11 protein-coding genes are annotated in these 13736 nt (G+C 67.1%); 1 reads left to right on the top strand and 10 read right to left on the bottom strand.

The window, feature by feature from the left end:
- Positions 1 to 50 precede the first annotated feature (50 nt).
- Positions 51 to 947 (bottom strand): LysR family transcriptional regulator, encoded by an 897-nt coding sequence (locus tag N5D91_RS19050; RefSeq protein ID WP_258011667.1) that lies wholly within the window; start codon positions 945 to 947, stop codon positions 51 to 53.
- 123 nt (positions 948 to 1070) lie between these two features.
- Between N5D91_RS19050 and gstA the strand changes: the two genes are divergently transcribed.
- On the top strand, positions 1071 to 1673 hold the full coding sequence (gstA, locus tag N5D91_RS19045) for a glutathione transferase GstA (protein WP_110712841.1): 603 nt from the start codon (positions 1071 to 1073) through the stop codon (positions 1671 to 1673).
- Between the two features lie 25 nt (positions 1674 to 1698).
- Here gstA and N5D91_RS19040 read toward each other — a convergent pair whose 3' ends face one another.
- The 9 genes from N5D91_RS19040 to N5D91_RS19000 all read right to left on the bottom strand — a co-directional run bounded on the left by N5D91_RS19040 (position 1699) and on the right by N5D91_RS19000 (position 13698).
- Entirely contained in the window at positions 1699 to 1947 is a 249-nt protein-coding gene (locus tag N5D91_RS19040; RefSeq protein WP_180855570.1) for a hypothetical protein, read from the bottom strand.
- Positions 1944 to 2156, bottom strand: coding sequence for a hypothetical protein (locus N5D91_RS19035; protein WP_010486834.1), 213 nt, complete (start codon positions 2154 to 2156; stop codon positions 1944 to 1946). Before N5D91_RS19035 ends, N5D91_RS19040 begins: the two co-directional genes overlap by 4 nt.
- Positions 2157 to 2325: 169 nt before the next feature.
- Entirely contained in the window at positions 2326 to 3915 is a 1590-nt protein-coding gene (locus tag N5D91_RS19030; RefSeq protein WP_180855569.1) for an alkaline phosphatase D family protein, read from the bottom strand.
- Positions 3915 to 6158, bottom strand: a complete 2244-nt coding sequence (locus N5D91_RS19025) for a TonB-dependent receptor (RefSeq protein WP_180855568.1) — start codon at positions 6156 to 6158, stop codon at positions 3915 to 3917. Before N5D91_RS19025 ends, N5D91_RS19030 begins: the two co-directional genes overlap by 1 nt.
- A gap of 169 nt (positions 6159 to 6327) precedes the next feature.
- The gene (locus N5D91_RS19020; RefSeq protein WP_110712845.1) at positions 6328 to 7764 is read right to left on the bottom strand and encodes a replicative DNA helicase; all 1437 of its coding nucleotides are present in this window, start codon (positions 7762 to 7764) and stop codon (positions 6328 to 6330) included.
- A 345-nt stretch (positions 7765 to 8109) separates the two neighbouring features.
- The gene (locus N5D91_RS19015; RefSeq protein ID WP_110712846.1) at positions 8110 to 8670 is read right to left on the bottom strand and encodes an NAD(P)H-dependent oxidoreductase; all 561 of its coding nucleotides are present in this window, start codon (positions 8668 to 8670) and stop codon (positions 8110 to 8112) included.
- A gap of 66 nt (positions 8671 to 8736) precedes the next feature.
- Entirely contained in the window at positions 8737 to 10680 is a 1944-nt protein-coding gene (gene asnB, locus N5D91_RS19010) for an asparagine synthase (glutamine-hydrolyzing) (RefSeq protein ID WP_110712847.1), read from the bottom strand.
- A gap of 3 nt (positions 10681 to 10683) precedes the next feature.
- The gene (locus tag N5D91_RS19005) at positions 10684 to 12963 is read right to left on the bottom strand and encodes a transketolase C-terminal domain-containing protein (RefSeq protein ID WP_180855567.1); all 2280 of its coding nucleotides are present in this window, start codon (positions 12961 to 12963) and stop codon (positions 10684 to 10686) included.
- Positions 12964 to 13041: 78 nt separating this feature from the next.
- Positions 13042 to 13698 (bottom strand): glutathione S-transferase family protein, encoded by a 657-nt coding sequence (locus N5D91_RS19000; RefSeq protein ID WP_110714347.1) that lies wholly within the window; start codon positions 13696 to 13698, stop codon positions 13042 to 13044.
- Positions 13699 to 13736: the final 38 nt, after the last annotated feature.

Below are 13736 nucleotides of genomic sequence, written 5' to 3'. Positions count from 1 at the left end.
TGCCGGGCAGCTTGACGTCCGCACGCTCCGGCTCCCCGCCGGTAGCGGGCTCACGCTGATCCTGACGCACTGCCCGCAACGGCCGTGGCCAGCTCCCGCATGAAGACCTGCGTTGCACGCGATGCGCGACCCGCCGGCGAACAGACCAGACCAAACACGCGGCGGATCCCCGGCTGCACCGGCAGCACGCGCAGGCCGTGGAGATCGTCCGGCAACGTCGATTCCGGCACCAGCGAGACGCCCAGTCCCTCGCGCGCCAGCACGCACGCGCTGGCCCAGTCGCGCACGGTCACTCGTACGTCGCTCAGCTGTAGACCAGCGTCCGCCATCAGGCGCTGACCGTTCACCGCACAACCCCCTGTTGCGAGGATGAAGGGTTCGCCCGCCAGCTCGCTCAAGGCCACCCCGCTTTCGGTGGCGCGGCGCCCCAGCGGATGCGTCTGCGCGAGCACCGCCATCCACCCGTCGCTGCCCAGCATCAACGGCGCGCGATCTGCAGCGGGGTTCATCACCACGCCGGCGTCGACCGTGCCCGATTCGAGCCAGCGCTCAACCTCCTCGTCCGTACCCTCCACGATCACCACCTCGATGCCCGGGTGGCGGCGCTGGAAATCCCGCAGCAGCGCTGGCAGCACGCTGGAAACGAGTGACGGGAAGGTCGCCAGGCGGATGCGTGCACCACTGAACCCCTGGCTGTCATCGGCCAGCGCGCGGATCGCCTGCAGGCCTCCCAGCATGATGCGTGCGTGTTCGATCACCCGCTGCCCGAGCGCAGTGATCTCGACCTGACGCCGCTCGCGCACGAACACCGCAAACCCCAATGAGGACTCCAGCTGGGCCAGGGCCTGGCTGGCACCGGACTGGCTGATGCCGACCCGGTCAGCGCCGCGCGAGATGGTTCCCTCGTCGGCCACCGCAACCAGCAGGCGCCAGTGGGCAAGATTCATCATGACAGGCAGTAGCCCAGCTTATGGGAGAAAAATCGAAGATTGATTTTACCGGATACCGCTCGCACAGCAGACTGCCTCGCACCGGCTGACCCGGCCGTCCTTTCTCCCTCGAGACCCTCCATGAAGCTGTACTACGCACCGTACACCTGCTCGCTGTCGCCCCATATCGTGCTACGTGAACTTGGCCTCCCCTTCGAGCTGGTCAAGGTCGACAACGCCAGCAAACAGACCGCCGATGGTCGCGATTTCCGCACCATCAACCGCAAAGGCTATGTCGCGGCGCTGGAGCTGGATGACGGGCAGGTGCTGACCGAAGGCCCGGCCATCGTCCAGTACCTGGCCGATCTGAAACCCGGATGCACGCTGGCCCCACCCGTCGGCAGCTGGGAGCGGGTACGACTGCAGGAATGGCTGAACTTCGTGACCAGCGAGTTCCACGCCGGCTCGGCGCCGCTGTTCAACGCCGATCTGCCGGAAGCGGCCAAGGCCTTCTTCCGGCAGAAGCTGTTCAAGCGTTTCGACCTGCTGCAGGAGACGTTGGCAACGCAGGACTTTCTCATGGGACCAGACTTCAGCGTCGCCGATGCCTACCTTTTCACGGTGCTTGGCTGGTGCCGCTTCTTCTCCATCGATCTGGCGGCGTGGCCGGCGCTGCCTGCCTATGCCCGCAGGATCAACGCACGACCGGCCGTGCAGGCGGCGCTACGCGCAGAGGCCGCGTGATGTGGAGCCGAGCACAGGCTCGGCGCTACACCTTTCCAGCCGGCTTCTTTGGTGGATCCTCACAGACCCGGTGCTGCACCACCGTCTCGCCGACCTTCCATTCCTTCGCGACCCTGCAGCGCTCCTTGGATTTCTGCACAGAGACCGCTGCAGCGTTCGCCTCGTCAGCCGCAGCAGTCTGCTGGCGTTCCAGCCACACCGAGGGCGGCGCTGGAGGTGTGGCCAGTACCGGACCCGCAAGCAGGACCAGACCCACCAGCAACACCGACCTCATGCAGCCACCGCCCGGCCACCGAGCAGGCGCGCCGGCAGCATGAACAGCGCGCGCAGGAACGCGAACAGGGCCGAGAAGGTGATGCCGACCAGGCGGAACGGCAGGCTCAGCAGCCACACGAACGGCCAGGCGATCAGGGCGAGGATCGCCAGCGGCCAGCACAGCACGAACAGCAGGCACCATACACCGAGCGCGAACAGGGTCTTCATCACGGTCTCCTTGTGGCGGCACCCTGCCGCCTGCGGACACCTTGGCGCTCCGCCCTGGCCGCCCGCAAACGGTTTGCGACGAAACCCGGGCTGGGGGCGATGAAACCGATTGCGGGGAAACCGGAGATTCAGGAGGTTGCCGGCCAGCGGCCGGCACAACCGCAGGGATTTACACCGGGACCGCGCCCGGACGGCCGTGGGTCACCTGGAAACGCGCCGCGGTGCGCACCGCAGCGTCCGCACGCAGCACGCTGTCGGCGAAGCGCAGTTCCGCATCCACGGTCTGCCGGTTCAGCTGCAGCTTCCACCAGCCACGGCGGTCCCCGTCGAAGTAGCGGATGTGCGGGTTCTGCGGTATCGACGGCCCGTAATACGGTCCATACGGTGTGTCGTCGCCGCCACTACTGATCGCTGGAGCGATGAATTCGGTGGCCACGACCGGCGCACTGGCGGCATCGAAGTCCAGCTTCAGGTCGTTGACGAAGGTGGAATGCCAGTCGCCGCCCAGCACGATGGCATTGCCCTGCCCGCCTGCCTGCATCGCCTGCAGCAGCCGGTTGCGTGCGGCGGGATAGCCATCCCAGGCGTCATTCCAGAAGCGCTCGCGTGGCGTGCCGCCGTCCAGCCGCAGCTGCGCCATCAGCAGCTGCTGCACCACCACGTTCCAGCGCGTGCCTTGCGCGGCGGCCATCGACTGCGCGAACCACGCCTCCTGGCCTGTACCCAGCATGCTCATGCGTGGATCCATGGCCGCTTCGCAGCGAGGTGACTCACCCACACCGCAGGGATTGGCCGGGCGGAACTGACGGCAATCGAGCAGCGTCAGCTGTGCCAGGTCGCCATAGCGCAGGCGCCGATGCACGCGCAGGCCGCCATTGCCCGCTGGCGTACTACGCATCGGCAGGTGCTCGTAGAACGCGCGGTAGGCCGCCGCACGACGCACGATGAAATCTTCGGTCGATACACCGGGCTTTTCCGGGTGGATGCCGGAGTAATCGTTCTGCACTTCATGGTCGTCCCAGATCACCGCGAACGCATGTGCGGCGTGCGCGGCCTGCAGATCCGGATCGAGTTTGTACAGCGCGTACTGGTCACGGTAGCGCTCCAGGCTGACGGTCTCGCCGCTGAAGCGCTCGACATCCAGCGCACGACCACGCGCATTCTGCAGCGGGCTGTACTCGTACAGGTAGTCACCCGCGTGGAGCACCAGGTCGACATCGCTCTGCGCGATATCGCGCAGCACCGGGTAATAGCCGCTGTTCCAGGCCTGGCAGGTGCACAGGGCCAACCGAAGCTGCTGCAGTTGCGTGTCCAGCGGCGGCGCGGTGCGGAAGTGGCCGACCGCGCTTTCCTCATCGCCGTCGCAGGCGAAACGGTAGTAGTAGTCGCGGCCTGGGCGCAGGCCGTTGACCTCCACGTGCACCGAATGCGCCAGCTCGGGCACCGCGGCCGCAGTCCCCCGCTGCACCAGCCGGCGCATGCCCGGGTCCTCGGCCACGAACCAGCGCACCGGCACCGCCCGCGACGGCATGCCGCCGCCATTGAGCGGGTCCGGTGCCAGCCGCGTCCACAATACGGCCCCCTGTGGATCCGGATCACCGGCGCCGACACCGAGGGTGAACGGATCGCGCCCAAGCCGCGGCCGTGGGCCGGCCGTGGCCAGCCCCGGCATCGCCGCCAGCGCGATCGCCGCCCCCGTGCCCTGCCACGCCATGCGCAGCAGGCGACGACGGCTTTCCGGATCGACAGGCCCGCGCATCAGAAGCGCACGGTAGCGGTGGCCATCACCTGGCGCGGCGCGCCGACCTGCATGGTCGCCAGGCTGCGGGTCGGGTCAGCGGCGTAGGTACCGTTGGTGTTGATCGAGGACAGGTAGCGCTTGTCGGTCAGGTTGGTCAGGTTCAGCGCTACGGTCAGGTTCTGCGCCGGGCCGAGCTTGCCGAAGTCATAGGCCGCCGAGGCGTTGACCAGCCAGTAGCTCGGCACCGACACATCGTTGGTATAGGTCACATAGCGCTTGCCGACATGGTTGGCGGCCAGGCGCAGGTCCCACGGGCCCGGGGTCCACGCCAGGGTGCTGGCGAACATCCATTCCGGGGTGTCGACGGTCGTCTTGCCGCGGGTCGGCACCACGCCGTTGTTCACGTAGTCGTTGTCGTAGGTGCTGTCATTCCAGGACAGCGCATTGGACCAGGTCAGGTCCTGCATCGGCTTCAGCTGCAGGGTCGCCTCGGCGCCGCGGCTGGTCACCGACCCGACGTTGGAGAACAGTGCCGGGCAACCGAGGATGCCCACGCACTGCGCGATGGCCAGCAGACGGTTGTCGAACTTGACGTCGTACACCGCCACCGAGGCTTCATAGCCGCGGCCGTAGCCACGCCAACCCAGCTCGATCGTGCGCGACTGTTCCGGCTTCAGGTTCTTCGCGCTGCTGTCGAAGGCGGCCTGCGGCACGTTGAACGGGCTGCCCACGCCCAGTGTATAGGCGGCGATGTTCTTGGCGAACGAACCGAAGATCTCGTTGCCTTCGTTGAGCTTGAAGTTGAAGCCGGCCTGCGGCAGCAGGCCCTTCTTCGAGGTCAGGCTGCTGTTGTTGGCATAGCTGCCCAGCGGCGTGCGCACGCTGGTACGGGTGTGCGGCGACTTCGCGCCGATGTCGATGGTCAGGCGATCATCGAACAGGCGGAAGCGGTCCTGCACGTAGAACTGGCGGGTGATGGTGGTGTAGCGCTGGTGCCACACGCGCTGGTCCGGGTTGCGCAGGAAGAAGTCGTCGGTGATCGGGCCGTCGATGTAGTAGAAGTTGCGCTGCACGCTGTGGCCGTTGTCCTCGTACCAGAGGCCCGCTTCCAGTTCGTGGCCACCGACGTTCCAGGTGAACGCCGAGGTCACGCCGGTACGGTCGATCGCGTACTCGGTGGTGCGGATCGAGATCGGAATCTCGCGGCTGGTGCCCGGGTTGGACGGATTGGACGGGCTGAACCAGTGGCCCTGGCCACGGTTGCTGTGGTTGTAGACATTGACCTTCAAGCGCATCGACTCGTTCAGGCCGAAATCGCCGGCAATGCTGGACAGGTCATCGTTGCGCAGGCCGTGGCCCGAGTAGTACGCATCCCACGGGCTGTTGACGCCGCCGCTGAATTTGCCGCGTGCGGCGGCGACGGCGCGATCCCAGTCCGGCGCGTAGTTGTCCCAGTCCCAGCCGAGGCGATCGATCATCTCCAGCGACAGATCCTGGTAATCGGCCTCGACGCGGCGCGAGGCGTTGAACAGCGCGGTGATCCTGCTGTCCGTTCCGAAGTTGTAGGTGGCCTTGCCGTTGAACTGCTTCAGCTCCTGCGAGCCCTTGCCCTTCCACTTGTCACCTTCCGAATACACGCCGGACAGGTAGGCAGCAAAGCCCTGGTGCTCACCGGTCTCCAGGCGCGCATAGCTGCGGCGTGCGCTGTCACTGCCAAAGCTCTGTGCCAGCACGACCCCATATTCGGTGGACGGATCGATCGAGTAGAACTGGAACACGCCGCCGAGGTTGCTGGTGGACGGCGTACCCAGTGCGCCGATGCCGGTGGAGACCTCCGCACCGCCCAGGTTCTCGCTGATCACCGCGCGGCTGATGTGCAGGCCGTTGCTGTTGCCATAGGCCATGTTGCCCAGCGGGATGCCATCAAGGGTGTAGCCCAGGCGGTTCTGGTTGAAGCCACGCAGGCTGATGGTGGTGGACCATTCGTAGGCGCCGGTGGCATCGGCCGATTCGAAATGCACGCCCGGCTTGGTCGCAAGCAGCTTCAGCGGATTGGCACCCGGCGGCAGCACCTTCATGTCCTCGGCGGTCACGCGCTGCACCTGGCGCGCTTCACCGCGGCCGATCACCGAGATCGAGTCAAGGGTGGTAGCCGACTGCGCGTCGGGGGCGGGGGCGGTTTCAGCGACAGCCAGCGACGGCAGCGAAGCACAGACCAGCAGGGCCAGCAGATTGCGGCGGAGCGGAGCGTGGGACGGCATGGGGGCGGATTCCTTGGGCACGCTGGACGCCGAAGGGCGGCGTCGAAGGGCAGCAGCGGCGGAATCGTAGAAGCGTCGCGTTACATGTCATTTACACGCCACATACGGACGTTTGGCGTTTCGAATGGTTTGCCGGCCGTGGGGGGCCGGCCAGCGGCCGGCACTACGGTTATTCGAATGAACCGACCGAATCGTGGGCCAAGTTGTCGAAGCGGGTGTACTCGCCGAAGAACTTCAGCTTGCACGAACCGGTTGGGCCACCACGGTGCTTGCCGATGATGATCTCGGCCAGGCCCTTGTCCGGCGAATTCTCCTTGTTGTAGTAATCGTCGCGGTAGATGAAGACGATCATGTCCGCATCCTGCTCGATTGCGCCCGATTCGCGAAGGTCGGCCATCACCGGGCGCTTGTCGGTACGCGTTTCCAGCGAGCGGTTGAGCTGCGACAGCGCGATCACCGGCACGTGCAGTTCCTTGGCCAGGCCCTTCAGCGAACGCGAGATCTCCGAGATTTCGGTCGCGCGGTTTTCGCTGTTGCCCGGCACGCTCATCAGCTGCAGGTAGTCGATCACCACCAGGCCCAGGTCATGTTCGCGCTTGAGGCGGCGGCACTTGGAGCGCAGCACTTCCGGCGACACGCCCGGCGTGTCGTCGATGAAGATCTTGGTTTCCTTCAGCATCTTGATCGCGCTGGTGACGCGGCTCCAGTCCTCGTCTTCCAGCTGGCCGGTACGCAGGCGCTGCGCGTTGATGCGGCCGTTGGAGGAAATCAGGCGCATCGCCAGCTGCGATGCCGACATTTCCATCGAGAACACCGCCACGCCCTTCTTCGACTTGATCGCCGCGTACTCGGCGATGTTCAGCGCGAAGGTGGTCTTGCCCATGGCCGGGCGCGCGGCGAGGATGATCAGGTCGGTCGGCTGCAGGCCGGAGGTCATCGCATCGAAATCGTTGTAGCCGGTCGGCAGGCCGGTGATGTTGCCGCCGTTCTCGAAGCGACTGCGCAGCTCTTCGAAGGCATCCTTCAGAGCACCGGGCATCGCCACGAAATCGGTACGGCCGCGTGCGCCCTGTTCGGCGATGGCGAACACGCTCTTTTCCGCCGACGCCAGCAGCTCGCTGCTGTCACGGCCCTCGGGCTGGAAACCGTCGTTGACGATGTCGGTGCCCACCTGGATCAATTGCCGCAGCACCGCCTTGTCACGCACGATCTCGGCGTAGGCCACGATGTTGGCCGCCGACGGCGTGGTACTGGCCAGCTCGATCAGATAGGCACCATCGCCCACCAGTTCCATCTTGCCCTGCGATTCGAACCACTCGCCCAGGGTCACCGCATCGAACGGTCGCTCGCGTTCGGACAGCTCGCGGATCGCGCGGTAGATCATCTGATGATCACGGCGGTAGAAATCGCCTTCGGTCAACTGGTCATTGACCCGGTCATAGGCCTCCGGGGCCAGCATCAGGCCACCCAGCACCGCCTGTTCGGCTTCCACCGAATGGGGCGGCACCCGCAACTGGTCGATGCGCGACTCGTCGCGATCACGATCGCGATCAAAGCCATCACCGCGCTCTCTGCGGTTGGAACGGAAGCCGGGGCGAGCGGACATCTGCGGTGTTTCCTGCAAAAGTGGGCCAGACGAGTGTAGGCATGCGCCGACCCCGGCGGCCATGGACAAGCCTGTGGATAAGCCGTGGAGAAACGGGGGATATCCGCCAGTGCCTGCCCACTCTGGCGTGGGGGCGTCGCAGTGCCTGCGACGGGCGCCGTTGCGACGCCCGAGCGGGTCATTATCGCAGATCAGGCGATCAGGGTCGGACCCCGTGCAACGTACGGGCTCCGGCCTGCCCCGCTGGACGTGGGGTCAGAGCCCGCCACTGCGCGACGGGATCCGCCCCTTGGCATGGCTGGGTCGGATCCCTCTGCAAAGCAGAGGGCTCTGACCCCCTCGGTCTCAATCGCCCTTGACGTGAACCGCGATCAACGCCAGGAACCGGTCCACATAGCCCTGCAGGAATTTCTGCGTGCCCTCGTTGTGGATCGTGCCGTCGGCATCGATCAGACCGTCCTTGAAGTGGATGAATGCCTCGGGCTGACCCAGCACATGCATGTCCAGGAAGGCCAGGCTGTTGCGCAGGTGCTGCTGGGCCACAGCGGTGCCGATCTGGCCGATGGAGGCGCCGATCACCGCCGCCGGTTTGCCGGCAAACGCGCTGTCACCATACGGGCGCGAGCCGATGTCGATGGCGTTCTTCAGCACGCCCGGCACCGACCGGTTGTATTCCGGGGTCACGAACAGCACCGCATCGGCGGCACGGACCTGGTCCTTCAGCCGGGTACCCTGCGCCGGATACTGGCCATCGAAGTCCTGGTCGTACAGCGGCAGATCACCGATCTGCACGTACTGGAAGCGCGCACGGTCACCGGCAATCTTCTCCAGCGCATGGGCCAGTTTGCGGTTGCAGGAATCCTTGCGCAGGCTGCCGACGAACACGGCGATGGTGGGGACGGACATCGGGACATACTCCTCACGGTGCGGGAGGCCCAGCCTAGTCGCCGGGCCCTTGCATGCCGGTGAAGATCAGCCGCCGGTCACGCCCGCGCGCACCTGCCGCCAATGCGCCTGCCAGGCCTGGAACATCAGCACGTTCCACAGATGGGTATGCCACTTGCGTTGGCCGCCGAGGAACTGCTGCCACAGCGGCTGTACCGCGGCAGCCGACAGCACGCCCTCACGCTCCAGCCGTGCCGGCTGCAGCAGGTCTTCGGCCCACGGCCGCAGGTCGCCCTTCAGCCAGTCACTGACCGGCGCGCCGAAGCCACGCTTGGGCCGGTGCACCATCGACTGCGGCACATAACGGCCCAGCACGCGCTTGAGCAGCACCTTGCTGGTGGTTTCACTGCGCTTGAAGCCCAGCGGCAGCGACCAGGCAAACTCGGCCACGCGAGAATCCAACAGCGGTGCGCGGGCTTCCAGGCTGACCGCCATCGAGGTGCGGTCGACCTTGCACAGCAGGTCATCCGGCAGGTAGGTCACGTAATCGGCCAGCATCATCGCATCGGCCGGCGTCCCGGCACCGTGCAACGGGTCGGCCAGGTCGTAGAAGCTGCCCGCCGCCTGCGCCCCGGGCACTGCCGCCGCCGGGTCGCGCCAGCGCGAGATGCGGTTGCGGTACACGTCACCGATGCCACGCGCGCCGGATTCTGCCAACAGCGCGGCCAGGCCGCCGGTACGCGAGGCCTCGCCCTGCTGCTGGGAGCGCGCGCCCATCCAGCGCCGCAGCGGCCCCGGCACGCGTCCCAGCATCTGCCAGTTGCGCAGCGCGCGCACATAGCGGGTATAGCCGAAGAACAGCTCGTCGCCACCATCGCCGGACAGCGCCACGGTCACACCCTGCCGCGCCAGACGGGCGACCAGCGCGGTCGGTACCTGCGAGGCATCGGCGAAGGGTTCGTCGAACATCGCCGGCAACTGCGGTACCACCGCCAACGCATCGGCACCGCTGACGTAGAGTTCGGTGTGGTCACAGCCCAGATGCGCGGCCAGCTCCTTGGCCAGCGGCGCCTCGTCGTGGCCCGAACCGGTGAAGCCAATGCTGAAGCTGTGCACCGGCTGTCCGCTCTGTGCCTGCATCAGCGCGGCCACCAGCGACGAATCGGTACCGCCGGACAGGAACACGCCCACCGGCACGTCGGCCACCATGCGCAGCGCCACCGCGTCGCGCAGCAGCCCATCCAGCTGCTCCTCGGCCTCCTCGATGCGGCCCTGGAACGGCGCGGCCAGCGCCGCCTGCATGCGGGCACGCGCATCCCAGTACGGGCGCTGCGCCTGTTCCGGCCGGTGCGCTGCCGCACCCGCCGCTACGGCTTCGACGTCCAGGCGCAGCACGCGCCCGGGCATCAGCTTGTAGCAGCGCTGGTGGATGCTGTGCGGCGCCGGAATGTAGTCCAACCGCAGCAGCAGGGTCAGGGCGTCACGGTCGATGTCGTTGTCGAAGGCCGGGTGCTGCCACAGCGCCTTCAGTTCCGAACCGAACACCAGGGTGTCACCGGCCCAGCCGTAGTACAGCGGCTTCTTGCCAACACGGTCGCGGGCCAGCCACAGGCACTGCTCCTGGCGGTCCCACAGCGCAATGGCGAACATGCCGTTGCAGCGCTGCAGGGTGTCTTCCATGCCCCATTGCAGGATCGCTGCCAGCAGCACTTCGGTGTCGGAGTGGCCACGGAAAACATGCCCCAGCGGCTCCAGTTCGGCACGCAGGGCGGCGAAGTTGTAGACCTCGCCGTTGTAGGCCATCACGTAGCGGCCATCGGACGAGGCCATCGGCTGGTGCCCCAGCGGCGACAGGTCGAGGATGCTCAGGCGGCGATGCGCCAGCGCGATGCCGGCCGTGGCGTCGACCCAGCTGCCGCCATCATCCGGCCCGCGGTGGTGCAGCGCCTCGCCCATGGCCAGGACCTGCGCCTGCAGCTCCTCGGCCGACGCCACCGGCGCCGGCAACAACATTCCCGCCAATCCACACATGCATCAGGGTTCCTGCGCCAGTTCAAGGGCGGCGCCAATCACTGCATTGTCGCTTGGAAGCCCGAACATTGCTGCCCCCGCCAACGGGGTATAGGTATCGGCACCACAGACCCGGCGCAGCGGCAGGTGGCCGAAGCCGGCCTCGACCAGGGCGGTGACCACGCCCTCACCCACCCCGCCACTGTGGCGGCCCTCGTCCAGCACCAGCACCCGCCGCGCACTGGCCGCCTGGCTGGCGATGAAGCCGGCATCCAGCGGCACCAGCCAGCGCAGGTCGACCACCCGCACCTGCCAGCCCAGCTGCTGCTCGATCGCCCGCGCCGCGCGCAGCGCCATCGGCACGCCGTTGCCATAGGTGTAGACCACCAGGTCGCCTGCCTCCGGCGCATAGACCCGGCCCTCGCCCGGCACCAGCGCCTGGCCCTGGGCGGGGTAGTCGAACAGCCACTGGCCATCGCCCGGCGCATGCAGGTCCTTGCTCATGTACAGCGCGATCGGCTCCAGGAACACCGCCACCCGCCCGTCCACCCGCGCCAGCGCGGCCAACGTGCGCAGCATCATCACCGCATCGTCGCCGCGCGACGGGCAACCGACCACCAGGCCGGGAATGTCGCGCAGCGCGGTGATCGAATTGTCGTTGTGGAAGTGGCCACCGAAGCCCTTCTGGTAGCCCAGCCCGGCCACCCGCACCAGCATCGGGTTGCGGTACTGGTCATTGGAGAAGAACTGCAGCGAACACGCTTCACCGCGCACCTGGTCGATGGCGTTGTGCAGGTAGGCCAGGTACTGGATCTCCGGAATCGGCAGCATGCCCATGTTGGCCAGGCCCTGCGCCATGCCCAGGATCATGGTCTCGTCCAGCAGGGTGTTGAACACCCGGCGCGGGCCGAAGCGGCGCAGCAGATCCTTGGTGACGGTGTAGACACCGCCCTTCTGCGCCACATCCTCACCGAACAGCAGGCTCTGCGGATACTTGGCCAGCAGCTCCTGCAGGCCGTGGTTGATCTGGATGGCGAGGTGCCGTGCTGGCTGCCGCTCGGGCAGGGCCTCCGCACCGCCATACAGCGCTTCGCGCGCATCGGCAGGCACCTCGCGCCGCGCTTCGGCCTGCACCGCCGCCGGCGTGTACGGCGCCAGCGGCGCCATCACCTCCTGCAGTGACTGCAGCGTCGGGCGGCCTTCGGCATCTGCCGCCGCGGCCAGGCAGCGCGCGCGCATCGTCTCGTAGGCCACTTCGATGGCGGCCGCATCCATCCAGCCCGACTCCATCGCGATCTGCGCCGAGCGCAGCAGCGGATCCTGCGCCTCGGCCGCGCACAGCTCCGGCAGCGCGCGCCATTCCACTTCAAAGTCGGTGCCGGCGTGGCCCATCAGGCGGGTGGTACGTAGATGCAGGAAGGTGGGCCGCCGCGTGCGCCGGCAGTGTTCCACCGCCGCCTGCACCTGGGCGTGCCCCGTGGCCAGGTCCAGGCCATCGGCAAAGAAATAGTCCAGCCCCGGCTGGCGCCTGAAGCGCTCGGCAATCCAGCCTTCCGGTGTCTTCACCGAGATGCCCAGGCCGTTGTCCTCGCAGACGAACAGGATCGGCGCCGGCAGCTTCTGGTAGGCCGACCACATCGCGGTGTTGAACGCGGTCTGCGCGGTGGCATGGTTGGCCGAGGCGTCGCCGAACGAGCACAGCACGATGCTGTCGGCCGGGATCGGCAACGGCTGCCCCAGGCGCTTGCCGCTCTCGATGGCCAGCGCGGTGCCCAGCGCTTTCGGCAGGTGCGACGCGATGGTCGAGGTCTGCGGCAGCACCCACAACGGTTTGCTGCCCCACACCTTGTGGCGCCCCCCGCTGGCCGGGTCATCGGCGCTGGCGGCGAAAGACAGCGCGGCATCGCGCAGCGGATCGATGCCCGGCACCTGGCGCGAACGCTCGGCCATGAAGGCACCAGAGCGATAGTGCAGGAAGGCTGGATCGGTATGCCGGCAGGCCCGCGCCAACAGCGCGTTGCCTTCGTGGCCGGAGGAACCGATGGTGTAGAAGACCTTGTTCTGCACGCGCAGCACGCGTGCCATCAGGTCCAGCTGGCGGCTGGCCAGCTGCGAATCGAACAGCTCGCCAAACGCTGCGGCGGTGAGCGTGCTGCCCGGCAGGATCGGCGCATCCGGTGCCGGGCGCGGACGCGGGGTGCCGCGCCAGCCACGCACCGCATCGAGGAAGTTGACGTCGCACACTTCGGCGCGGTTGAGCACGCGCATGCGTGCGGGAATCGGATCTGGAACCACAGCGAACATCGAACACCCTCCGTGTCGTTGTTGCATTCCGCCCGGCGTTGGCCAGGCGCTACCCTGTGGGGGTCACCCTGGTGAGAGTCACGCAGCCTCGAATCGCGAGCGCACTTCGGCAGTCACCGCCGGCATCGGCAGGAAGCGCGGTTGTTCACGCACGCGCTGCAGCCAGCCACGCACTTCCGGGAATGGCTGCAGGCTGATACCACCCTCGCCTGCGACGTCGGTGTAGGCGAACAGCGCGATATCGGCGATGCCATATCCGCTGCCAGTGAACCACTGCGCTTCGCGCAGATGTTGCTCCATTACTGCCAGCGCGGTGGCGGCGCGCTCGTGCAGGCGCGGCAGTTCGGCGCGGCGCGGTGAATCAGCGGGGGTCCAGCCACGGATGAAGCGCGCCACTGCCACGCAGGGCTCGTGCGTGTACTGCTCGAAGAACATCCAGCTCAACGCCTGCGCGCGCTCCCAGCCGTCGCTGGGCAGGTACGGCGTGCCCTCGGCCAGCCAGAACAGGATCGCGTTGGATTCGGTCAACACGCGGCCATCGTCGCGGACGATCAGCGGCACCTTGGCATTCGGGTTGAGCGCCAGGAATTCGGGGGTGTGGGTCTGGCCGTGGGCACTGTCCACTTCCATCCAGCGGTAGCGGCTGCCGAGCTGCTCCAGCAGCAGGCGGACCTTGTGGCAATTGCCCGAGACCGACATGCCATGCACCGTCAACGGGACGCGCTCTTCCACCATCGCCTGCTCCATCGGATCCGGCCGGCGGCCGGCTGCGT

This window comes from Stenotrophomonas sp. GD03794 (assembly GCF_029842145.1).
GTDB classification, from domain to species: domain Bacteria; phylum Pseudomonadota; class Gammaproteobacteria; order Xanthomonadales; family Xanthomonadaceae; genus Stenotrophomonas; species Stenotrophomonas riyadhensis.
This window is presented reverse-complemented; position numbering and strand designations above follow the sequence as displayed.

Bases quoted from the DNA above. Each gene is read 5' to 3' on its own strand.
- N5D91_RS19050 (WP_258011667.1), bottom strand. From the start codon at position 947: ATGAATCTTGCCCACTGGCGCCTGCTGGTTGCGGTGGCCGACGAGGGA.
- gstA (WP_110712841.1), top strand. From the start codon at position 1,071: ATGAAGCTGTACTACGCACCGTACACCTGCTCGCTGTCGCCCCATATC.
- N5D91_RS19040 (WP_180855570.1), bottom strand. From the start codon at position 1,947: ATGAGGTCGGTGTTGCTGGTGGGTCTGGTCCTGCTTGCGGGTCCGGTA.
- N5D91_RS19035 (WP_010486834.1), bottom strand. From the start codon at position 2,156: ATGAAGACCCTGTTCGCGCTCGGTGTATGGTGCCTGCTGTTCGTGCTG.
- N5D91_RS19030 (WP_180855569.1), bottom strand. From the start codon at position 3,915: ATGCGCGGGCCTGTCGATCCGGAAAGCCGTCGTCGCCTGCTGCGCATG.
- N5D91_RS19025 (WP_180855568.1), bottom strand. From the start codon at position 6,158: ATGCCGTCCCACGCTCCGCTCCGCCGCAATCTGCTGGCCCTGCTGGTC.
- N5D91_RS19020 (WP_110712845.1), bottom strand. From the start codon at position 7,764: ATGTCCGCTCGCCCCGGCTTCCGTTCCAACCGCAGAGAGCGCGGTGAT.
- N5D91_RS19015 (WP_110712846.1), bottom strand. From the start codon at position 8,670: ATGTCCGTCCCCACCATCGCCGTGTTCGTCGGCAGCCTGCGCAAGGAT.
- asnB (WP_110712847.1), bottom strand. From the start codon at position 10,680: ATGTGTGGATTGGCGGGAATGTTGTTGCCGGCGCCGGTGGCGTCGGCC.
- N5D91_RS19005 (WP_180855567.1), bottom strand. From the start codon at position 12,963: ATGTTCGCTGTGGTTCCAGATCCGATTCCCGCACGCATGCGCGTGCTC.
- N5D91_RS19000 (WP_110714347.1), bottom strand. From the start codon at position 13,698: ATGGTGGAAGAGCGCGTCCCGTTGACGGTGCATGGCATGTCGGTCTCG.